Raw genomic sequence first — 21,878 nt, 5'->3', positions numbered from 1 at the left:
AGGAAAATGGATCGTCGTCGACTGCATTACGATCCGATCGATTGGTCGCAATACCGCTTCCGTTCGTCGCCCTTTTCGCCACAGCCGGCTTTTGGAGCCGTGCGGGCGTCACCCGGTACGCACAACGCCCGGCTACTTCTTTTTTGGCGTCAGCCAGTCGTCGTCTTCCAGGGACGGCGCCCGCTTCTGCTGTTCCAGGATTTTCCTGTGCTCCTCAGGGATCACCTGACTGCGCGATGCCTCGTGCAGTGTATGCGGAAACCAGGTCGCAATGCCCGGGAAGGCGATCATCAGCCCGACGCAGATCACTTGCAGGATCATGAACTGGAACATGCCGGCGTAAATCGTCGCGAGACTCCAGCCCTTGACCACCTGCTTGAGATAGTACGCTGACATGGCGACCGGCGGCGACAGGAAGGCAGTCTGCAGCACCACCGCAACCAATGCGCCGAACCATATGAGGTCGATGCCCATGCCCTTCACGACGGGGTAGAAGATCGGCAGGAACACCAGGATAATGGCTGGCCACTCAAACGGCCAACCCAGCAGGAAAATGAGGAACAGCACGACAATCAGCATGAGGCTTGGCGGCAACTGGAGGCCGAGCATCGTCTCGGTGATCCAGTTCGCCGAGCCGAGGCGGGCGAACACTGCACCGAAAATGTTCGACGTGACCGCCAGCAGCAGGACCATGCTCGACGTCGCCATCGTCGAGATCAGCGCTCGTTGCAGTCCGCCGAGCGAGAACCTGCGATATGCGATGGCCAGGATCACCGCGCCGACGCTGCCGATGCCGGCGGCCTCCGTCGGCGTCGCAAGACCCCCGATGATCGAGCCGAGCGTCGCAGTAATGAGCCCGATCAGGGGCAGCGTGCCGACGATCACCTCGCGCGCAATGTACCCCGCCGAGTAGATCCGCTCGTCCTTTGGCACCGGCGGCCCGAGTTTAGGGTTCATGAAGGCGCGGCCCATCAGATAGACGATGTAGAGGCCGGCCAGCAGGAAGCCCGGCCCGAAAGCTGCAGCATAGAGATCGGCGACCGACACCCCGAGCACCGGCCCCATCACGATCAGCATGACCGACGGGGGGATGAGAATGCCGAGCGTGCCGCCCGCAGTGATGGTGCCCGCTGAAAGCTTGGCGTCATAACCCGCCTTCGTCATGATCGGCGAGGCCATGATGCCAAGAACGGTGACGGCTGCTCCGACGATGCCCGTCGCCATCGCGAACACGGTCGAGGTCAGGATGACGACGAGGAAGAGTGCGCCGCGCACCGGCGCAAGCAGCATGCGGAACGCCGTGAACAGGCGCTCCATCAGCCCCGCCTGTTCGGTGATGAAACCCATGAAGATGAATAGCGGCACGGCGGCCAGCAGTTCCTCCTTCATCAGGCCGATGGTCTGGAAGTAGGCAAGGTCGAAGACCGTCGCGCCTATGCCAAGGTAGCCGAACGCAAACGCGAGAAACAGCAGCGTGAACGAGATCGGCACGCCGATGAAAATCGCTCCGAGCAGCACCAGGAGCATGATGAGGCCGATGAGCGCTTCCGCGGTCATATCTCGACCTTCTCCTTGTGCTCGAGCTCGACGCCGGTGCGCACCATGTAGATGCTCTTGATCAATTCGGACACGCCCTGGATCAGCAGCAACAGGCAGGCGAGCGGCACGACGAACTTGAACGGCCACAGCACCGGCCGCCACGGTGTCTGGTCTGACATCTCGTTGATCTGCCAGGAGTAATGAAACTCGTTCCAGCTGATCAGCAACAGCATGATCAGGCTTGGGAAGAAGAAAACGATATAGGAGATCGTGTCGATAAAACCCTTCCTGCGGATGGAGAACTTCTCCCAGAAGAAGTCGGTGCGGATGTGAGCGCCCTTGTGCAGCGCGTAAGCGGCGCCGAGCATGAACAGCGAGCCGTAGAGCATGTAGGTTGCGTCGTAGGCCCATACGGTCGGAGCGTTGAACAGGTAGCGCGCGCCAACCTCGTAGGCGACGGCCAGAACCAGCGGCACCGCCAGCCACGAGATGATCGTGCCGGTCCGATCCGTGAAGCCGTCGATGATCCGGATCATGGCCAGCAGCGCCGGCGACTGCCTGTCTGTTGCCTCAGCCATCCCTCCCCCTACCGCCGATCGTTCGTGCGGCGCGCACGGCGGCGTGACGCAGGCCGCCCGCGCGCGAATGGAGGGCGGCCCACCGGCCGCCCTCGGACGAAGCCCTATTTCTCGACCGGGAAGTAGTAGTTCGCCATGAAGGAGTATGGCGGGAAATAGGACCGCTTGTACGGCACCACAGCGCTGGCATAGGCCTTTTGCGAGTCGTGCACTTTCTTGAAGAACGGGTTCTTGGCGCCCTCGGCCGCCGCGATCTCGTCCCACTTCTTGATGAAGACCAGCAGGATCTCGGTCGGCGTGCGCAGGATCTGTACGCCGTGCTTCTGCTGCATCTCAATCAGCGCATCGGCGTTCTGACGCTGCCACTTGGTCCACCAGACGAGAAATGTCTCGTTGGCCGCCGACTTGATGATCTCCTGGTGCTGCGGGCTGAGCTCCTTCCACACGTCGCCATTGATCACGATTTCGCCGACCGTCACGTTCTCGTGCAGGCCGGGCGAATAGTGGTACTTCCAGACGTTGTGGAAGCCGAGCTGCATGTCCTCGATGCCGCCGACCCATTCCGCACAATCGATCACGCCGCGCTGCGCGGAGGGAATGATCTCGCCGCCCGGCATGTTGACCACCGTAAAGCCGAGCGCCTGCCAGACTTCGCCGGCCATGCCGGTCTGGCGGCATTTCATTCCCTTCATGTCCTCGACCGTCTGGATCGGCTTCTTGAACCAGCCGAACGCCTGCGGCCCTGCAGGCAGGATGGGGAACACGACGACGTTGAGCTTGAGCTCCTTCTGATAAAAGTCGTTGTAAAGCTCGAGCCCGCCGCCATGATAGAACCAGCCCATCACGTCCATGTAGTCCATGCCGAAGGTGCCGCCGGGACCACCGGTGAAAAGGATCGCGGTCTTGTTCTTGCCGGTCCAGTAACCGGCCCACGCATGCGAGCCGTCGAGCACCTTCTTGTGGGTCGCGTCCAGCACCTCGAAGGCCGGCACGACCTGGCCGGCGGGCATCGCGTCGATCTTCAGCGTGCCGGCGGACAGTTTGTTCACCCGCTCGGCGAAGTAGGTGAAGTTATCATAGAGCGTGAGCGATGCCGGCCATGAGGCCTGCATCTTCAGCACCTTCGTCTGCGCCATGACTGCAGTGGTAGATACGACAAACGCCGAAGCGATCAGGGCAACGGCGATCAACCCCAGAAACAAGCGTTTCATGAGCTATCTCCTCCCTTGGACGACGTGACTTCGGCGATCGCTTTTTCTTCGTTGTTCTTAGTCGCCTGGTCTTCAAACCACGTCTGCCACCATTCTGCCACCATCGCCTCAAGTTGTCATCTTGCTTTCTGGCCGCAGCAAGCGCCGGCAGGCTGCGTTGTGCTCTTTGCGCGGGGTACGCCAACGGAGTTACCGCTGCTGTTGACGGCGTCGATCCTGCCGACGCCAGCACGTGGAACGTGTGGCGAGAAGCGTTAGACGATATCTCTCTAGATCCGACATCCACGCTCGGCGAAACTTGTCGCGCAAGGCGCCGCCTGCGCTACAGTCCGCGCACAAACGCTTCGAGCGCCGCGTTAGTTTCTCTTGGCGCTTCCTGCTGCACCCAATGTCCGATACCTGGGATGATGGTGGACCCGCGAAAATCTGAGCAAGCGATTCCGGGGTCGGCGTAAAGGTCGACGCCCGGGACGAAGGCGCGCACGGGGTCGCGTTCGCCGGCGATGAAGACCGACGGCTGCGCAACATTGCGCCCGCTCAATTCGGCCAGTTCGGCGAAGTCGATTGTTTGCGCGCGGTACCGGTTGAGCGGACCGCGGAAGCCACCGGCCCTGAAGGCATCGACATAGACGGCCATATCGGCCTCATCCATCCAGCCTGGAAAAGACTCCGGATCGACGAGCCCATCGAGCACCTTTGCCTCCGGAGGCTTCGGCTCGAGCCACTTGTTGTAAGGCGCCGCCCCAGACAGCGCGAAATACACCTTGCGCAGGGCGCCTGCGATGTCGGCCTCCAGTTCGGCTTCCGCGACGCCCTCTTCCTGGAAGTAGATCTGATAGAAGAATTGTCCCTTGTAGACGGATCGCGCGAGCTCGATGAAAGGCGCAGGTCCGCGCGGCCGGTACGGGACGCTAAGGCCAGCTACCGCCCTGATCTTGTCGGGGTGAAGCAGTGCGGTGTGCCACACGATGGGCGCCCCCCAGTCGTGGCCGAACAGAACGGCCGGGCCATCTCCGATGTGCTCAATCACGGCAACGACGTCGGATGCGAGATGACGCAGCGTATAGGCCGCAATTTCTACTGGCTTCGAGCTTCGCCCATAGCCACGCACGTCGAGGGCTGCCACCCGAAACCCCCGTGCCGCGAAGTGCGCGATCTGGTGCCGCCAGGAGTACCAGAGTTCCGGGAAACCGTGGACGCAGACGATCAGCGGGCCCGAGCCGCTGACGGCTACATTAAGTTCGATCGCTCCGTTCTTCACGGTGACAAAGTCCATCACGGTCCCCCACCCTTGCCCGTCACATCAGCGACATCACGCGCGCCGCGAGCGCCGGCTCGCGCAAGGCGGCCTGCGGCTTGAGCAATTGCGAGACTTCCGTCGTCAGCCGGTGTACCTCGGGATCGTCAGCGGCGAGTTTGGTCAGGGCCATACCGTATTGCAAGCGCTGCGCTAGATCGGCGGGCCGAACGCCGCGCGTGGCGGGGTAGACGAAATCGGAGACGGCAACGCCCCACGGCGTTGCGATGGTGTCCTGGATGGCGGCAAAGAAGTCGCGCGCCAGCCGGTCTATCGGGACATCTTCCGCCAGCAACCGGCCCAGGATCACGGCTTCCTGCGCCGCCACGCTCATGCCCTGGCCGAAAACCGGATTAAAGCGGCAAACGGAATCGCCAATCGCAAGCAATCCTGCCGGGAACGACTCCAGCCGCTCGAAATGGCGCCGTATGCTGCACGGCAACTGGTAGCGGACGATATCCGTCAGCGGACGCGCGTCTTTGACCGCGTCATAGATCGTCGAAGTGCGCAGGCTCCTGACGAAATCCATAAATCCCGCGCGGTCGTCCGGAGGCGCATCGCCATGATTGCCTCCGATGGAAAGCAGCCATCGCTGCTTCTCGATCGGAAACAGGAACGCCCCGCGGCTGCTGTCGGGTGCGGACGGCAGGACGATATTGCCGAGCCAGTCGGCATTGCGATCGAGCGGCCGCTCGACGATCGTGCTCGCATACGCTTGATCAATGCCGATCTCGGTTTCTTCGGGCCTCTTGAGAGAGAGCTCCTCGAGCAGTTGCAGCGTCAGGCCGCAGCGGCCGGAGGCCTCAACCACCAGGTCGGCTTCAACAGTTACAGCAGGACCATCCCCGCTTTCATAACGGATCGCCTCGATCCGAGTCGCATCGCGCGCGGCGACAAGTCCGGTCACGCGGGAGCGCATGCAAATGCCTATGTTCGGGGCCTGTAGGACCCGTCGCCGCGTAACGGCTTCGAGCAGCGGGCGTGACATGCTGAAAATATCGAAGCCGAGATCGCGAATGGGGAATGGATCGAAGCCGGGGCGTTCGAAGCGGAGGTCCTTCCCGGCACGGATCTTCACCGCGCCAGCTTCCGCTAGATCGTTCTCAAACCCCGGAAACAGCGTCTGCAGCGCCTTCAGCCCACCCGCGAGCAGCATGTGGGCGTGCTGGCATTGCGGTGTCCCCCTCCGCGGCTCGGCCTCGGCGGGAAGCACGTCCCGCTCGATGACCGTGACCTTTCCGAAATGCCTGGAGATCGCCTGAGCGGCCGTAAGGCCAGCCATGCCGGCCCCAATAACCACGGCATGACTTCTTGCAGCATCTGGCACATTTTCCTCCCGGAACGCAGTATGCAAATGGGACCCAAAATGGATGGGACCCCAGAATGGATGCGATCCAAAATGGATCAACGGACGCGTACGCCCGGCCCAGCCGGGTAGCCGAGCCTATCCGATCTTTTTTGCGGCGATGGTGAAACGCATCACAGGTTTGGGGCGGGAATCCCGCCAAAAGGTCATCGCCACGCTGCAAACAGCGCCTAGGTTACAGCGGCTCCTGCTTGTCCGGGCTCAACTTTCGTTACAGACACCTTTCCGATCCCCGCCCCTTTGACCAGCGCGTAGATCGCGGGGATCACGATCAGCGTCAGCAGCGTCGACGAAATCATGCCGCCGATCATCGGCACGGCGATGCGCTGCATGATCTCCGAGCCGGCGCCGGTGCTCCACATGATCGGCAACAGGCCCGCCATGATGGCGACCACCGTCATCATCTTCGGACGCACCCGCTCCACCGCGCCCTCCATGATGGCGTCGTAGAGATCGGCGCGCGTCAGCGCACCGCCTTCGGCCGCCTTGCGCGCCCGTCGCTGGTCGAGCGCCTGGTCGAGGTAGATCAGCATCACCACACCGGTCTCGGCGGCAACGCCGGCCAGCGCGATGAAGCCGACCACGACAGCGACCGACAGATTGAAGCCGAGCCACCACATCAGCCAGAGGCCGCCGACCAGCGCGAACGGCAGCGACAGCATCACGATCAACGTTTCCGTCAGCGAGCGAAAGTTGAGATAGAGTAAGAGGAAGATGATCGCGAGCGTCACGGGCACCACGATCTTGAGCCGCGCCGTGGCCCGCTCCAGATATTCGTATTGCCCGCTCCACATGACGTAGGCACCGGGCGGAAACTCGATGCTGGTCTTCACCGCCGCCTGCGCATCCGCGACATAACCGCCGATATCGCGATCCCTGATATCGACATAGACATAGACCGCGAGCTGGCCGTTCTCGGTCCGGATCGAGGTCGGCCCGCGCGCGGGCGAGACTTTTGCGACCTCGCCAAGCGGCACCGCGCCGCCTGCGGGCATCGGCACCAGGACGTCGCGCGCGATGGCGGTGGGATCGCTGCGCAGGTCGCGGGGATAGCGCATGTTAACGGAGAAGCGTTGCCGGCCCTCGACCGTGGTCGTCACGGTCTGGCCGCCGAGCGCGGTGGCGATGACATCCTGCACGTCCTGCACCATGATGCCGTAACGCGCCAGCGCCGCGCGGTCCGGCACGATATCGAGATAGTAGCCGCCGATGCCGCGTTCGGCATAGGCCGATGATGTGCCCGGCACCGTCCGCAGCACCTGCTCGACCTGTTTGGCCAGGCGGTCGATCTCGACCAGATCAGTGCCGATCACCTTGACGCCGATCGGGGTGCGGATACCGGTCGAGAGCATGTCGATGCGCGCCTTGATCGGCTGCGTCCAGGCGTTGGAGACGCCGGGAAACTGCAACGCCTTGTCCATCTCCGCCGTCAGGCTTTCCAGCGTCAGCCCTGCCCGCCATTCGGATTTCGGTTTCAGGTTGATGATGGTCTCGAACATCTCGGTCGGCGCCGGATCGGTCGCAGTCGCGGCACGGCCGGCCTTGCCGTACACCGAGTCCACCTCCGGAAAGCTGCGGATGATCCGGTCCTGCACCTGCAGCAATTCGCTGGCCTTGGTGACGGAAAGGCCGGGCAGCGTGGTCGGCATATAGAGCAGCGTGCCCTCGTTCAGGTTCGGCATGAACTCGGTGCCGAGCTGCCGGGCCGGCCACACCGTTGCGGCCAGAATGCCGACCGCGATCAGGATCACCAGTATTTTCGCGCGCATCACGCCCTTGATGACCGGACGATAGATCCAGATCAGGAAACGGTTGATCGGATTTCGGTGCTCCGGAATGATCTTGCCGCGCACGAACAGCACCATCAGCGCCGGCACCAGCGTCACCGACAACAGCGCCGCCGCCGCCATCGCAAAGGTCTTGGTGAAGGCGAGCGGGCTGAACAGCCGCCCCTCCTGCGACTCCAGCGTGAAGATCGGCATGAACGAGACGGTGATGATCAACAGGCTGAAGAACAGCGCCGGCCCGACCTGCGATGCCGCCTCGATCAGGATTGTCACGCGGGATTGGCCGGGTTCCGCCCGCTCCAGATGCTTGTGGGCATTCTCGATCATGACGATGGCAGCATCGACCATTGCGCCGATCGCAATTGCGATCCCGCCCAGGCTCATGATGTTGGAACCGATGCCGAGCAGCTTCATCGCGCCGAACGCCATCAGCACACCGACCGGCAGCATCAGGATCGCGACCAGCGCGCTGCGGACGTGCAGCAGGAACACAATGCATACCAATGCGACGATGATGCACTCCTCCAGCAACGTGTTCTTGAGCGTGGCAATGGCCGCATTGATCAGGTTGGAGCGATCATAGACCGGCACGATCTCGACCGATTTCGGCAGGCTGCTTGCGATCTCCGCAAACCGCTTCTTGACGTTGTGAATCACATCCAGCGCATTGACGCCAAAACGCTGCAGCACGATGCCGCTGGCCGCTTCGCCCTCGCCGTTGAGTTCGCCTACGCCGCGGCGCTCGTCCGGCCCGAGCTCGACGCGGGCGATGTCCTTGAGCAGCACCGGCGTGCCGTTACTGGCCTTGAGCACGATATTGCCGAGATCGTTGATTCCCTTCAGATAGCCTTTGCCGCGGATGACGTATTCGAATTCGGAGAGTTCGACGGTGCGGCCGCCGACATCGGCGTTGCTGGCGCGGATCGCATCGCGCATCTTCTGCATGGTGATGCCGAGATCCCGCATCCGCTGCGGATCGAGCACGACGTTGTATTGCCGCACGAAGCCGCCGACGCTCGCGACCTCGGCGACGCCTTCCGCTTTCGCCAGCGCGAATTTCAGGTTCCAGTCCTGGATGGCGCGCGTGTCGGAGAGGTTCAGCTCCTTCGATATCACGGCATATTGGTAGACCCAGCCGACACCGGTGGCATCGGGGCCGATGGTCGGCGTCACGCCGGCCGGCAGCCGCGAGGCCGCGCCGTTGAGGAATTCCAGCACGCGCGAGCGCGCCCAGTAGATGTCGGTGCCGTCCTCGAAGATGACATAGACGAACGACACGCCGAAGAACGAAAACCCGCGCACCACCTTGGAGCGCGGCACCGTGAGCATCGCCGTGGTCAGGGGATAGGTGACCTGGTCCTCGATCACCTGCGGCGCCTGGCCCGGATATTCGGTGTAGACAATCACCTGGGTATCCGAGAGATCAGGAATGGCGTCGAGCGGCAGATGCGCGAGCGCGTAGAGACCGGCGGCGGCAGCAAAGCCGGTGCCGAAGAACACCAGCACAATGTTGCGCGCCGACCACGCGATGAGACGGGCGATCATGGCTGGGTCCCCTCGGCAAAGCCTTTCAGCGCCGCCTTCAGATTGCTTTCGGCATCGATCAGGAAGTTGGCCGACGTCACCACCGGATCGTTATCGGCAAGCCCCTCGCGGATCTCCACATAGCCCTCGCCGCGATGGCCGAGCTTGACCTCGCGCGGCTCGAACCGCCCTTCCCCCTTGTCGACCAGCACCGCCTGCCGGCTGCCGGTATCCATGACCGCGCTTTCCGGAACGGCCAGCACGGCCGCCCCGCTGCCGGTCTCGATTTCGGCGTCGACATACATGTCGTGGATCAGCAGCAGCTCCGGATTGGAGAGTTCGACGCGCACGCGCGCCGTCCGCGTCTCCTTGATGATCTGCGGATAGATCACACTGATCTTGCCCGAGAACTCCCGGCCCGGAAAACTTCGTGCGCGCACCACGACGCGCTGGCCGACGGCCATGGCCCCGAGATCGCGCTCGGCGACGTCGATGATCGCCCACATCACCGAGTGATCGGCAATTCGGAATAAAGTCTCGCCCGGTTGGGCGCGCATGCCCTCGACCACGTTGCGTTCAAGCACGATGCCGTCGCGCGGCGAGGTCCATTCGATCCCGATCGGAACGTTGCGGCCTTTCTCGATGGTAACGATGGCCGCTTCCGGCACGTCGAGATTCATCAGCCGCTGGCGCGATCCCCTGCCGTAGGCTCCTTCACCTCCGCCGGTGACCTTGGAATTGAGCGTCGAGATGTATTCCGCCGCAGCAGACGATATCGCAGGACTGTAGATCTCCATCAGCGGCTGACCCTTGACGACATGCGCGCCGGTCGTGACATCAGCGACCTTTTGGACATAGCTTTCGGCGCGCATCGCGATCACGGAGACGCGGCGCTCATCGAGCTGGATGGTGCCGGGGGCGCGAACTGTCGTACGGATCACGCGACGGGCGGCCGGCTCCGACTTGACTCCGGTGCGCTGGATCTTGCCCGGCGAGACCTTGACCGATCCGTCGTCGCTGTCCTCGCCCTCATAGACGGGGATGTAATCCATCCCCATCGAATCCTTCTTCGGCGTCGAAGAGACATCCGGCAGACCCATCGGATTGCGGTAGTACTTGATCTTGCGGCCGGTGGGTGCCGCCGCCGCGCTCTCCTCGGGATCGTCAAAACTGATGTCAGCGCCCCGAGGGACGGCACGGTAATCGCGGCCATCCGCCGTCTTCTTCGGTGTCAGCGAGTAGAACGGCTTGCCGTCCGGATCCTGATAGTAGATCGCGGGGCCCGCCGGAGCGCTCGCCTGGCCCACGACATGCGCATGCTTCGTCTCTCCGCCCGGCCAGAGATAGGGGCGCGCGATAACGCCGGCGACCACGGCCGCCGTCACGGCAGCAGCAATCGCAATCTGAGCTGACGGCTTCATTTGTCGGCCTGAATGACGAGCTTGTTGTCGACGGTGCCGGTTTCACCCTGCACTTTGGCACCGAGCGACAATTGCCACCGGCCGGACATGGTGAAGTCGGCCTTGAAGCGGTAGGTGCCCGGCTCCGATCCCGGCAGCGGCGTCAACTCGCTCACCATTTCCTGCATGGCATCCGGCGCCATATCGAGACGCGTCGCAAAGATCACTGCGTCGGGAATGGCCTTGCCCGTCCGCTTGTCTTCCAGCTTGACCGCGATCGTCTGGCCGGGACCGACCTTGACGGTCGGCTCGACCAGTTTGAATTCGTAATCCTTGATGTCGGCAAACGCGACGGTGACGGCGCAGCTCAGGGCAACGCCGGTCAGCGCGACCCGCAGGCCGCGCGAAAACGGAAGAGCTTTCATCATTGTATCCTCGATCTCTTGGGCCAGCCGCCATGGCGGCATGGGCACGCACGCCGCAAGGCGCCGCGCACGATTCGGCGTTACGCCGAAAGGACCAGGGATCGGGGAGGTTTTGGCGGAGGTGAGTATCCAACGCCTTCCGTTTCGGGATCGCTGCCGGGGAGCAGCATGCGAAGCGTCACGGGCCGGATTTCGGTGACAGCGGCCGGCAGCGGCGCCTGCAACGTCGTCGACACGCACAGCGCCATCAACGGGCACTGGTCGCAATCGGCGGGCGCCGACTTATCCGGGCAGCACGGCATGTCGTCGGCCATGGCGGCCGCGTCATCGGCCATCGACGTCATCGCCATCGCCATACCACTCGTATTCGCCCGCGCCGTGAGCGGGGCAATGACGAGACCAACGATCACGAGGACCGCCAACAGCCGGCTAAAATGGATCGAACGTTTCACGGCGCCAGTTTCGCACATCAGGACCCACGATGGAAAGCGAAGTTCCATCACGAAGTCGCGGGTTTCCTTAACACATCCTGGCGGTGGAAGGTCGCATTCGCGATGAATCAACCAGCCGCGGCCGGAATTCAGCGCCGACAGAACATTTTTCGATGCCGCGACTTGAAGGGGTGACCGCCCCGCTAGCGGTCTGCCCCGCAGCCAAGGAGCCCAGCCATGCATGCCCGCGAAATGATCGGCACCCACCCGGCCGTCCAGGGCCAGGTCAACGACGCCCTGATCCGCTGCATCGAGGAATGCTACTCCTGCGCCCAGATCTGCACTTCCTGCGCGGATGCCTGCCTGTCCGAGCGCATGGTGCAGGAGCTGACCCAGTGCATCCGGCTGGATCTCGATTGCGCCGACATCTGCAACATCACCGGCCGCATCATGACCCGCCGGACCGGCTCCGACGACGAAGTGATGCGCCGCATGCTCAGTGTCTGCGCCGCCGCCTGCCGGCTCTGCGCAGAGGAATGCCAGAAGCACGCCGCCATGCATGAACATTGCCGCATCTGCGCCGAAAGCTGCCGCCGCTGCATGGAGGCCTGCCAGGAGTTGGCGCGCGGCATGGCGCATTAGGGCGCGGCGCGGGCGCGGATCAGCCCTCGCGCCGGAATATGCTGAACTGAAAGGCCTGCCGCGCGCCCCAGGGCGTGGAATGCTCGTGCCGCTGCGTATCAACCAGCTGGAACGCTGCGCCGAGGGTTTGGCCGAGGCTCGCGCTGTCGTAGCGCGAGACCGGCAGGCCGCTGCATTTCTCCGGGCCGTCGGGCGCGAACGTGGCGATGATGGCGTGACCGCCGATCCTCAGGCCAGACCCGAGGCAGGCGATGTAGGCTTCGCGATCGCTGGCGTCGGTGAGGAAGTGGAAGGCCGCCCGGTCATGCCAGATATCGTAGGCCCGCGCCGGCTTCCAGGTCGTCACATCAGCGACGATCCACCCGACCTTCTCTGCGCTGGCGCCGAGATGACTCTCAAGCCGGCTGCGCGCGACGGTCAAAGCTGCGGCGGACAGATCGAGCACCGTGACATCCTCAAAGCCCTGCTCGACGAGACTGTCGACCAGCCGCGAAGCGCCGCCGCCGATGTCGATGATGGCGGACTCACGCGTTGCGCCCGCCTGCACGATCAGGTCGAGCGAAGGTGCCGCGCTTTGCTGAAACCAGCTGACCTCGCTCTCGCCCTTCGTCGTGTAGACGTTCTCCCAATGGGCCTTGCGGCCGGCCGCGTCCATCGAAACTCTCCCAATCGCGGAGGTTCAATATATGAGCGTCCCGGTCCTGCACAACGGAGCATCAGATTCCGCAAATGATCCATAACCAGCGGGTGTGCCCCGCTAGCCGCGGATGGAACCCTGCCAAATCGCAATTTTCGCAGCGCAAGGGGCTGCGGTGCGCAAACGCGTTTCCATGCTTGACTGACCCATAGCTCGGTAGTTATAGACAATCAATAACCCGCAAGTTATCGATCTCCGATGCCCAACACCCACGACGTGCTCTTCAAAACACTCGCCGATCCGACCCGTCGGGCGATCTTCGAGCGCCTGTGCCGCGAAGGCGAGCAGACCGTGGGGGCGCTGACGGCCCGGGCCGGCATCTCGCAGCCGGCTGTCTCAAAACATCTCGGCGTGCTGAAGCAGGCCGGGCTGGTGCGCGACCGTCATCAAGGCCGGCAGACCCATTACAGCGCACAGCTCGGTGCCCTCGCCCCGCTGATCGACTGGACCAGCGAGATGGCCGGGTTCTGGCAGCGGCGGTTCGACGATCTCGAAGACCTGCTCAAACGGATGGACCAATGACCAATAGTGCTGCGACCGAAACACGTTCCGTCGTCGTCGAACGCGAGATGCCTCATCCGCCGGAAAAGCTCTGGCGGGCGCTCACCCAACCGCACTTGATGGAGGAGTGGCTGATGAAGAACGACTTCAAGCCGGTCGTCGGCCACCAGTTCAATCTTCGCGGCGAATGGGGCGGCGTGCTCGACTGCGAGGTTCTCGCCATCGAGCCGAACAAGGCGCTGTCCTACACGTGGAATTTCAACCATGACGATGCGGCCTTCGCGCTGCAGAGCGTGGTGACGTTCACGCTGACGCCGACGCGCGCAGGCACGCTGCTTCGCGTTGAGCAGACCGGCTTCCGACCGGATCAGAAGCAGGCCTATGGCGGCGCCCACGCCGGATGGAAGCAGTTCTTCGAGAAGCTGGAACAGCTGGTGGCGCGGGCGGACTGAACCGCCGCGTTGCCCTTATGCTCGTCTTCAAAGGGAGGTCTCATTGAACTGGAACAATCGGATACGGCAGATCCACCGTTGGCTATCCATTGCCTTCACGGTAGCTGTCATCGTCAACGTCGTCGCCATGATGCAAGGGCAACCAGCCGTCTGGGTAGGCATGCTGGCGCTGCTTCCGCTCATCTTGCTCCTCGTCACCGGCCTCTACATGTTCGCATTGCCCTATGCCGCCAAATGGCGTAGCGGCTGAAGCACCGGACGGGAGTGAACGCCATGGCGCAAACGACGTCGAAACGGCCGGCGAAGGCGGCCAAGAAGGTCGCTGCCAAGAAGGCCGTTGCCAAGCAGCCCGCCACAAAGCCTGTGTTGCTCTCGGGCGGCAACCCTCAGATCGCCAAGGGGTACGGCGACGCCCCCGTGCAGGCCTACATCGCGGCCATGCCGGGCTGGAAGCGCGACCTCGGGCGCCAGCTCGACGCGCTGATCGTGCGCACCGTCCCCGGCGTGCACAAGGCGATCAAATGGAATTCGCCGTTTTATGGTGTCGAGGAACAGGGCCCCTGGTTCCTCAGCTTTCATTGCTTCACCAAGTACGTCAAAGTGACATTCTTCCGCGGTACATCGCTGCGCCCTGTCCCTTCAGGCGAATCCAAGCATAATGAAGTGCGTTATCTCGACATCCATGAGGGCGCCCTTGACGAAGCGCAGTTCGTTGCCTGGGTGAAGCAGGCAAGCCAACTGCCTGGCGAACAATTGTGAGCGGAACGACAACAGCTATGAAGAAGGCGACGACAAGCATGACGAAGAGCGGCGCGAGCGAAGCAAAAGGCGGAAGCTCTCCCTCTCAGAATATCGATGCGCGTATCAAGGAGCTGGGCGATTGGCGAGGCGAGATGCTCGCGCGGATCAGAAGCATCATCAAGCGGGCCGTTCCCGACGTGGTCGAAGAGTGGAAGTGGCGCGGCGTTCCGGTGTGGGAGCACGACGGAATCATCTGCACCGGCGAGACCTACAAGGCGGTCGTGAAGATGACCTTCGCCAAGGGCGCCTCGCTGGACGACCCGACGGACCTCTTCAACTCCAGCCTCGAAGGCAACACCCGACGCGCCATCGATTTCCATCAGGGCGACAAGATCGATGAGAAGGCGTTGAAGGCGCTGATCCGCGAGGCCGCCGCGCTGAATACATCAGCGAGAGCGACCTCGCGCGCTCGGAAGAAATCGTAGAGCGCCTGAGGCGACAGCCTTTCAGGACGATAACTGGGCACGCAGTTGCTCAAAGCTCACGATCCGGCCGGCGATCGCGCTGGCCGCGACCGTCGACGGGCTTGCCAGCCAGACCTGTCCCGGTCCGGAGCGTCCCGGGAAATTGCGATTGATCGCACTCACCGTCACCTGATCGGCGCGCTCCGAGACACCGGGACCAGCATTCACGCAGGCGCCACATCCCGGCTCGATCAATTCGACGCCGGCGCGTTCGAACACGTCGAGCATTCCGCGCTGCAGGCAATAGTCGCGAACATCCTGGCTGCCGAACTGAAGGAAGAACCGCGTTCCCGAGGCAACGCGCATGCCATGCTTTGCAGCCCATTCGAGCACGGCATGGTAATGCAAGAGATCCTCACGCTTGCCGCCGGTGCATGAGCCGCCATAGGCGATATCGATTCCCACCGTCTCAGCCAACTCCGATATGGCGACGCCGTATCCGGGATCGCCGGGCCTCGCCAGCATCGGCTCTAGCCGGTCGCATTCAACGTCGATGAGCTGCGCGAACTCAGCCTCGTCGTCGCTACACATCCACGGCTCAAGCTGCAGCTCGATACCGCGGCGCTCCCTGACAAATCGGCACGTCTCCTCGTCGGGGACCACAATCCCGCTGAAACCACCTATCTCCGCCACCATGTTGGTCAGGGTTGCGCGTTCGTCGGTGGACAGGCTCGATAGCGCTTCGCCGCAATACTCGATCACCTGACCGATCGCCTTTCCCCCGCGAACGTACGGCAAGCGCAGCAAATGCAGGACGATATCCTTTGCCTCGACGCCTGCCGGTATCCGGCCATTGAGCCGCACGCGGCAGGTCCGAGGCACTTCGACGCGCACCTCTCCCGTCACCCAGGCATTCGCCATCTCGGTCGTACCGATGCCGAACGCCAATGCGCCCAAGGCACCGCAATGGGGCGTATGGGAGTCGGTGCCGACGACCAATTGGCCCGGTTTCACGTAGCGCTCGGCCATGATCGAGTGGCTGATGCCTTCCGAACCATCGCGGTCCACGAGGTAGCCGTGCAAGCGCAGCCCGTGCGTCTCGCAGAATTGCTGCTGGACCTTGGCCAGGGCCTGCGCCGCTTCAAGCAGCCCCCGCGCACGCCGCTCCGGTGACATGCTCCGATGAATGAAAGGCAAGTGATCGCCGAAGCAGACGATGCTCGCGCGGTCGTGCAACGCAATCTGATCGCCCATTTCCCGCTCGAGAAAGCTGACGCACATCGGCGTCACGTATTCATGGGCATAGCGCCAGTCGGCCGTCGCGAAGATGGCCTGGCCGGGACAGACCGCATCGCGATTGCCGGTGGAAGCGCGCGCGATGATCTTTTCGGCATAGGTCATCGGCCGCGATGCGGTAACGTGCGCCGCCGGCGACCATCCGTCTTTTCGTGCCCGTGTCAGCTTGAACAGCCCTCCCCGGCGAATGAGCTCCGCGGTGAGTTCGTCCTCCCCGTGCGTAAACTCGCTGATCGGAATGCTCTCGCCGCGGCGGATGCGTTCGACCAACCCGAAGTCGGTCGAGGTGTAGATGCCGAGATTACGGCAGTTCTGCCGATAGATGCGCTCAAAACTTTCCGCAATCACCAGCCGGATGCCGGCGCACCACTCGGCATAAGGGCTGGCCTCGCGCGAAGAGCCCTTGCCATAGCGGCGTCCAGCCACCGTCACACCGAATCCGCCAGCCTTGACGCTGCCCACCGACACCGGCAGGCGCTGACCGCATTTCAGGCCGTGATAGGGATAATCCCCGAGTTTCTCGTCGTAATAGTAGCAGATCGCGGCCGGCGTGATTTCGTCGGTCGACACGTCGCTGCGCAACGGCAACGCGTCAGCCAGCGAAATATCCGCTCCATGCAATTGGCGCTCAACCATGTCGGCGTTCTCAGAAAGAAACAGGATGCGGCCGTCAAACCGGACCTGTTCGTTCGATGCGGTCGCCACGATGCCACCCTTTCTCACTCGGCGGTAATACCGAGAGCGCGGACCAGTTCACCGCGCGCCTGATAGTCGACCGCGATCTGGCGCTTGAAATCATCAGGCGTGCCGCCGACGGCGACCATGCCCTGCTTGTCCAGCCAGGCGCGCATCGTGTCTGATGCAAGTATCTGGTTCACTTCCTTGTTCAGGGTCGCGATCACGGGCGCCGGGGTCTTCTTCGGCAGCATGAAGCCGATATAGCTGATGGTCTTGAACCCTGGGAACGTCTCGCTGATCGCGGGCACGTTGGGCAGCAGCGGATGGCGCTTCTCCGAGGTGACGCCGAGCACCTTGATCTTCCCCGCGGTCGCCAGCGGCTCCACCGCCGTGGGCGCGCCGAACAGCAGCGGGATCTGCCCGCCCAGGAGGTCGTTCACCGAGGCCGCCGTTCCCTTGTAGGGAATATGGGTCATGGTGAAGCCGCCATACTTCTGTAGCATCTCGCCGGCGAGACGGTGCGGCGTCGAGCTGCCCGGACTGCCGAAACTCAAATTCTGCGTCTTCTGCTTGCCGAGCGCGACCAGCTCGGCCACCGAATTCGCCGGCACATTGTTGGCCGCGGCCAGCAGAAGCGGCGACCACGCCACGTTGACGACCGGCTCCATCGCCGTCGAAAGGTCGAAATGGTTGCTGGTGGCGAGGTGCGGATCGATGGTGACCATCGCATCCGTCACCATCAGGACGGTGTATCCGTCGGGCTCGGACCGTGCTGCCGCCTGCGCCGCGATCATGCCGTTGGCGCCCGTCTTGTTCTCAATGACGACGGATACCTTGAGGTTCTCGCCGAGCTGCTTGCCGATGATCCTGGCCAGCGCATCGGCCTGCCCGCCCGCGGAATAGCCGACGAGCATGGTAATCGACCGCGATGGGTATGGCTGCGCGTTGGCAATTGGCGCCATCGCAACCAGCGCCATCGCGACGCGGAGAATGGGTGCTTTCGCTCGAAGCAGGCTGTCGGAAATCATGTTCCGTCTCCTCCCTGACTATTTTGTTTCGCGAAGGCGGTTGAACCGCTCTTTTTAGTCGCCGCTATGCCGGCACGCTCACGACCGCCCCCAGCACACCGGCCGAGCGCAAGTCCGCAATTTCACGCTCCGAATATCCGGCCGCCTGCAGAATTTCGTCGGCGTGCTCGCCGACCCGCGGTGGCTGCCGCACGAGCCCCGGCCTTTCGCGCGCCTCGCCGAATTCAACAGGCAAGGCCGGAATTCCAACCAGCGGTCCGCCACCGAATGCCGATACGGCGGTCGCAAGCAGCCCGCCATTGGCGAGCAGATGCGGATCGATCGACAGTTCATCGGGCCGCCCCACCCGCGAATAGGCGACGCGGGCCGCCTCGCACTTTTGGAGGATTTCGTTCAGCGGCAGTTTGCTGATCCGCCGCTCCAGTTCGGGCAGCATCCACTCCCGCGCCTCGCAGCGGTTGGCGTTGCCGGTAAGCCTCGGATCGTCGCGCCATTCGTCGAAGCCGAACGCATCGCAAAAGCGCTGCCAGTGACCATCCGAGGTGCAGCCGATGAAGACCTGACCGCCGTCGGAGGCGGTGAAAACGTCATACACGCCCCAGGCATTTTTCCGTGCCGGCATCGGCGGCATCGGCCCGCCCGTCACCGCGCTGCCGACGACGACCGCGCCGAGCATGAAAGTTGCGCTTTCAAACAGCGAACTCGCAACCTTTTGCCCGATGCCGGTGACGTCGCGCTCGCGTAGCGCCGACAACGCGGCCACGACGCCGAACACGCCGCCGAGAATGTCGATCACAGGCGCGCCGGCGCGCAACGGCCGGCCGGGAGGGCCGGTCATGTAGGCGAGCCCGGACTGCATCTGCACCACTTCATCCAGCGCACCACGGTTCTCGTACGGTCCCTTCAGAAAACCTTTCATCGAGAGATAGACGAGGCGCGGATTGATCTGACGCAGATCCTCCCAACTGCATTTGAGACGTTCGATGGTGCCTGGACCGAAATTCTCCAGCACGACATCGGCATCTCTGACCAGCCGATGCACAACCGCCTGCCCCTCCGGCCGCTTCAGGTCGATCGCGATCGAGCGCTTGTTGCGGTTGTAGGTCGCGAAGAAACCGGCGGCAAAGCCCGGCAACCGCCGCGTCGGATCGCCGTCGGCCGGCTCGATCTTGACGACGTCGGCGCCGAGATCGGCGAACAGGACGCCGGCGCACGGCCCCATGATGGTGTGGCCGAAATCGAGCACTTTCAGCCCCGCAAGCGGCCTGGAGGACGTCGTCATGCAGCCCGTCTCCTGAATGCGGCGAGCGTTCCCGATCGCAACGCGGCGCTCGGCAGTCGGTGTCCGACGATCCGCTCGGCAAGCCGCCCGGCCTCGATCAGCGCCTCGATGTCGAGGCCCGTGGAGATGCCCATCTCCTCGCAGAGCAAGGCCAGTTCTTCGGTGGCGATGTTGCCCGGCGCGCCTGGCTGGCCGGCAAACGGACACCCGCCGAGCCCGGCCACCGCCGCGTCGAATGCAGTCACGCCGAGCCGCAGGCCTTCGTAAGCGCAGGCGATGCCCTGCCCGCGGGTGTCGTGGAGGTGCAGCGCGATCCGCATATCGCCCCAGCGCTCGCGAACGGCGCCAATGGCGGCAGCTACACGCCAGGGCGTGGCCCAGCCCATGGAGTCCGCAAGCGAAATGTCCCGCACGTCCACGCCGGCTTCGCGCGCAATCGCAAGCCCGTCCGCCACCGTCTCGACGACCTTCGCCGGCGAGACGTCGCCCGCAAAATTGCAGCCGAACGCGGCCATAATGATGATTTTGGCAATCGGTACATCGGCTTCCCGGTGCACTCGCACATAGTTGCGCATCGCCTCAATTTGTCCGGCGCGGTCGCGGTTGAGGTTTCTGATTGCGAACGGTTCGGATGCGCTCAGCGAAATGAAGCCGGCAAGGGTCAGCTTCCTCCTGAAGGCAAGCGCGCGCTGCAGTCCGCTCTCGTTGAACCACAGCGCGGAGTATTCGACGCCTTCACGCGGAGTGAATCCTTCCATCACAGCCTCGGCGTCGGCCCAGCCCGGAACGTGCTTAGGATTGACGAAGGAGCCGGCCTGGATCCGGCGAAGCCCGCAGGCGGAGAGCGCGTCGATCAGCGCGATCTTGTCGGCGGTGGCCACCGGGCCGGGCTCGATCTGAAAGCCTTCGCGGGGCCCCTCCTCGGTGATCACGACACTATCGGGCAGATCCATGTGCCGGCGCTCCTCCTGAAAGTCCCTTTGGTTGCCGGCCAGCTTGCCGCGCGCCTAGACATCTGACAAATATAATATGAAGATCATTCTGTTCTGATAATTCGATGGCAGGAGCGGTTCAATGGCGCTCGGATTGCGGCAGCTTCGCTATTTCATCGCCATCGCCGACGCCGGCGTATTGTCGCGCGCCGCGGAGGCGCTCAATGTCGCCCAATCGGCGCTAAGCCACCACATCGCCGCGCTCGAAACCGATCTTGGCGTCAAGCTGCTGGAGCGACGGCCGCGCGGCATCGCACTGACTGCGGCCGGCCGGCGGCTTTACGAGCACGCCAGCGCCGTGCTGTCGGCGCTCGGCAAGGCCGAAGAGGATGTGCGGACCTATAACGAGGCCGCGGCCGGTCCGGTCTGCATCGGCCTCAGCCACACCGCGATCTCCATGGTCGCGCTCGATGTCATGAAGGCGGTGCGAACGAAATCTCCGGGCGTGCACCTGACGGTCGTCGAGGCGCTGTCGCCGGCGCTGATCGAGCGCGTATTCTCAGGGACCGTCGATCTCGCGCTCGCCTATAACCCGCCGAGGGACGCCCGCCTGGACGTCGAGTTGCTCGGGGAAGAAGACCTCTATCTCGTCGGGCATCCGAGTCTGATCGGCCGATCATCCGGTCCGGTCGCCTTCTCCGCCATTCCGCAACGAAGCGTGCTCGGACTGGCGCCGATGCCGGCTTCGCGCGCCATCATCCAGACCCAGGTTCTGCGCAATCAAATCATCCCGAGCGACACGCTCGAAGTCGGTTCCCTGTCTGCGCTGCGCATGGCGCTGGAGGCCGGATTAGGCTGCGCCATCCTCGCCCGCGCCAGCGTGCTTGCCGACCTCGAAGCGGAGAAATATCACGCGCGCCGCATTATCGATCCGCCGCTGACGCGCGCACTCGCGCTGGTTTCGCTGGCGGACCGGCCACTGACAAAAGCTTTCCTCGAGGTGCGCAAGACCATGATCGAGGTCGTCCATGCCGCCATCAGCGACAAGCGATGGCCGACAAAAGCAGACGGACGGCGCGACCAACAGGCGGCGACGCGAGCCCACCGGCCCCGCCATTGATCTGCGGGCGTCGTAAGTGCTGCAACGGTACGCAAAGCCGTTCGCTTGAACAGCATTAACCTCTTGGGGGCTGCAAACCCCGCGAGTTCAACCACTCGGTCATATGCGCGGCCGTCTCGTCCTGACGGGCTCTCCGCAACAACCCGTCCCGAACGGGACCTGGCGGCAGCATCCCTGCTTCCGCGCGCAACTGCTTGGCTTCTTCGGCCAGGCGCTCTTCGAGAGTGGTTGTCTGTTTAAAACGGCGCCGCTTTTGCATGATCCGCTCGTTTCCGGTTGGAGGACAGCGAGAGCGCATCGGGCGTTCTCATCACCGATTGTCCTCAGGGGCCGCGCGGCGACGACAAAACGGTATCAGCCATAATCGTACGGTCTGTCCGGTGGATTACTTAGCCGTACACCTTTAATTGCGCGTAATGCCGCGCCTTCGGGGAACGGATAACGATCGGCTCAAATGCAGCAAACATAGCCATTGGCGCAAGAACAG

General features: G+C 63.3%; 21 protein-coding genes. 7 read left to right on the top strand and 14 right to left on the bottom strand.

Annotated elements, in window-relative coordinates; all coding sequences use genetic code 11:
• Nucleotides 1-132: 132 nt before the first annotated feature.
• From ACH79_RS30555 to ACH79_RS30515, 9 genes are all read right to left on the bottom strand, one after another.
• Nucleotides 133-1,557 (bottom strand): TRAP transporter large permease subunit, encoded by a 1,425-nt coding sequence (locus tag ACH79_RS30555; RefSeq protein ID WP_161854256.1) that lies wholly within the window; start codon nucleotides 1,555-1,557, stop codon nucleotides 133-135.
• Nucleotides 1,554-2,117: a TRAP transporter small permease subunit gene (locus tag ACH79_RS30550; RefSeq protein ID WP_161854255.1), complete on the bottom strand. Its 564-nt coding sequence runs from the start codon at nucleotides 2,115-2,117 to the stop codon at nucleotides 1,554-1,556. The genes ACH79_RS30555 and ACH79_RS30550 overlap by 4 nt, the downstream gene beginning before the upstream one ends.
• Before the next feature lie 104 nt (nucleotides 2,118-2,221).
• Nucleotides 2,222-3,328 carry a TRAP transporter substrate-binding protein gene (locus tag ACH79_RS30545; RefSeq protein ID WP_161854254.1) on the bottom strand — a complete coding sequence of 369 codons (1,107 nt, stop codon included), beginning with the start codon at nucleotides 3,326-3,328 and terminating at the stop codon, nucleotides 2,222-2,224.
• Between the two features lie 322 nt (nucleotides 3,329-3,650).
• On the bottom strand, nucleotides 3,651-4,604 hold the full coding sequence (locus tag ACH79_RS30540) for an alpha/beta fold hydrolase (RefSeq protein WP_161854253.1): 954 nt from the start codon (nucleotides 4,602-4,604) through the stop codon (nucleotides 3,651-3,653).
• Nucleotides 4,605-4,626: 22 nt separating this feature from the next.
• Entirely contained in the window at nucleotides 4,627-5,907 is a 1,281-nt protein-coding gene (locus ACH79_RS30535; RefSeq protein ID WP_161854252.1) for an NAD(P)/FAD-dependent oxidoreductase, read from the bottom strand.
• Nucleotides 5,908-6,161: 254 nt separating this feature from the next.
• The gene (locus tag ACH79_RS30530; RefSeq protein ID WP_161854251.1) at nucleotides 6,162-9,323 is read right to left on the bottom strand and encodes an efflux RND transporter permease subunit; all 3,162 of its coding nucleotides are present in this window, start codon (nucleotides 9,321-9,323) and stop codon (nucleotides 6,162-6,164) included.
• Nucleotides 9,320-10,723, bottom strand: coding sequence for an efflux RND transporter periplasmic adaptor subunit (locus tag ACH79_RS30525; RefSeq protein ID WP_161854250.1), 1,404 nt, complete (start codon nucleotides 10,721-10,723; stop codon nucleotides 9,320-9,322). The genes ACH79_RS30530 and ACH79_RS30525 overlap by 4 nt, the downstream gene beginning before the upstream one ends.
• Nucleotides 10,720-11,127, bottom strand: a complete 408-nt coding sequence (locus tag ACH79_RS30520; RefSeq protein WP_161854249.1) for a FixH family protein — start codon at nucleotides 11,125-11,127, stop codon at nucleotides 10,720-10,722. Before ACH79_RS30520 ends, ACH79_RS30525 begins: the two co-directional genes overlap by 4 nt.
• Before the next feature lie 80 nt (nucleotides 11,128-11,207).
• Nucleotides 11,208-11,579: a hypothetical protein gene (locus ACH79_RS30515; RefSeq protein ID WP_161854248.1), complete on the bottom strand. Its 372-nt coding sequence runs from the start codon at nucleotides 11,577-11,579 to the stop codon at nucleotides 11,208-11,210.
• 216 nt (nucleotides 11,580-11,795) lie between these two features.
• On the opposite strand from ACH79_RS30515, the gene ACH79_RS30510 reads away from it, so the two are divergent.
• Nucleotides 11,796-12,200, top strand: a complete 405-nt coding sequence (locus ACH79_RS30510) for a four-helix bundle copper-binding protein (protein ID WP_161854247.1) — start codon at nucleotides 11,796-11,798, stop codon at nucleotides 12,198-12,200.
• A gap of 19 nt (nucleotides 12,201-12,219) precedes the next feature.
• Here ACH79_RS30510 and ACH79_RS30505 read toward each other — a convergent pair whose 3' ends face one another.
• The gene (locus tag ACH79_RS30505) at nucleotides 12,220-12,855 is read right to left on the bottom strand and encodes a trans-aconitate 2-methyltransferase (RefSeq protein ID WP_161854246.1); all 636 of its coding nucleotides are present in this window, start codon (nucleotides 12,853-12,855) and stop codon (nucleotides 12,220-12,222) included.
• Nucleotides 12,856-13,095: 240 nt separating this feature from the next.
• Between ACH79_RS30505 and ACH79_RS30500 the strand changes: the two genes are divergently transcribed.
• From ACH79_RS30500 to ACH79_RS30480, 5 genes are read left to right on the top strand one after another with little or no spacing between them, the layout of a single operon-like run.
• Complete coding sequence (locus tag ACH79_RS30500; protein ID WP_161854245.1) at nucleotides 13,096-13,419, top strand: helix-turn-helix transcriptional regulator; 324 nt, start codon at nucleotides 13,096-13,098, stop codon at nucleotides 13,417-13,419.
• Nucleotides 13,416-13,850, top strand: coding sequence for an SRPBCC domain-containing protein (locus ACH79_RS30495; RefSeq protein ID WP_161854244.1), 435 nt, complete (start codon nucleotides 13,416-13,418; stop codon nucleotides 13,848-13,850). Before ACH79_RS30500 ends, ACH79_RS30495 begins: the two co-directional genes overlap by 4 nt.
• Before the next feature lie 43 nt (nucleotides 13,851-13,893).
• Nucleotides 13,894-14,100 (top strand): hypothetical protein, encoded by a 207-nt coding sequence (locus ACH79_RS30490; RefSeq protein WP_161854243.1) that lies wholly within the window; start codon nucleotides 13,894-13,896, stop codon nucleotides 14,098-14,100.
• A gap of 23 nt (nucleotides 14,101-14,123) precedes the next feature.
• Entirely contained in the window at nucleotides 14,124-14,609 is a 486-nt protein-coding gene (locus tag ACH79_RS30485; protein ID WP_161854242.1) for a DUF1801 domain-containing protein, read from the top strand.
• A gap of 17 nt (nucleotides 14,610-14,626) precedes the next feature.
• Entirely contained in the window at nucleotides 14,627-15,076 is a 450-nt protein-coding gene (locus ACH79_RS30480; protein ID WP_161854241.1) for a DUF1801 domain-containing protein, read from the top strand.
• 21 nt (nucleotides 15,077-15,097) lie between these two features.
• On the opposite strand, the gene ACH79_RS30475 is transcribed toward ACH79_RS30480, so the two are convergent.
• The 4 genes from ACH79_RS30475 to ACH79_RS30460 form a co-directional block, all read right to left on the bottom strand.
• Nucleotides 15,098-17,056, bottom strand: coding sequence for an aconitase family protein (locus ACH79_RS30475; RefSeq protein WP_202639067.1), 1,959 nt, complete (start codon nucleotides 17,054-17,056; stop codon nucleotides 15,098-15,100).
• Between the two features lie 14 nt (nucleotides 17,057-17,070).
• Entirely contained in the window at nucleotides 17,071-18,057 is a 987-nt protein-coding gene (locus ACH79_RS30470; protein WP_161854240.1) for a tripartite tricarboxylate transporter substrate binding protein, read from the bottom strand.
• A gap of 64 nt (nucleotides 18,058-18,121) precedes the next feature.
• A complete protein-coding gene (locus ACH79_RS30465; RefSeq protein ID WP_161854239.1) occupies nucleotides 18,122-19,339 on the bottom strand; it encodes a CaiB/BaiF CoA-transferase family protein in 1,218 nt (405 codons plus the stop codon).
• A complete protein-coding gene (locus ACH79_RS30460; RefSeq protein ID WP_161854238.1) occupies nucleotides 19,336-20,292 on the bottom strand; it encodes a hydroxymethylglutaryl-CoA lyase in 957 nt (318 codons plus the stop codon). Before ACH79_RS30460 ends, ACH79_RS30465 begins: the two co-directional genes overlap by 4 nt.
• Nucleotides 20,293-20,413: 121 nt before the next feature.
• Here ACH79_RS30460 and ACH79_RS30455 point away from each other — a divergent pair, with 121 nt between their 5' ends.
• Nucleotides 20,414-21,391 (top strand): LysR family transcriptional regulator, encoded by a 978-nt coding sequence (locus tag ACH79_RS30455; RefSeq protein WP_161854237.1) that lies wholly within the window; start codon nucleotides 20,414-20,416, stop codon nucleotides 21,389-21,391.
• Nucleotides 21,392-21,878 lie beyond the last annotated feature (487 nt).

The organism is Bradyrhizobium sp. CCBAU 051011, assembly GCF_009930815.1.
Lineage (GTDB): Bacteria > Pseudomonadota > Alphaproteobacteria > Rhizobiales > Xanthobacteraceae > Bradyrhizobium.
Note: the sequence above shows the minus strand (reverse complement) of the source record. Positions and strands in the feature narration are given on the sequence as shown.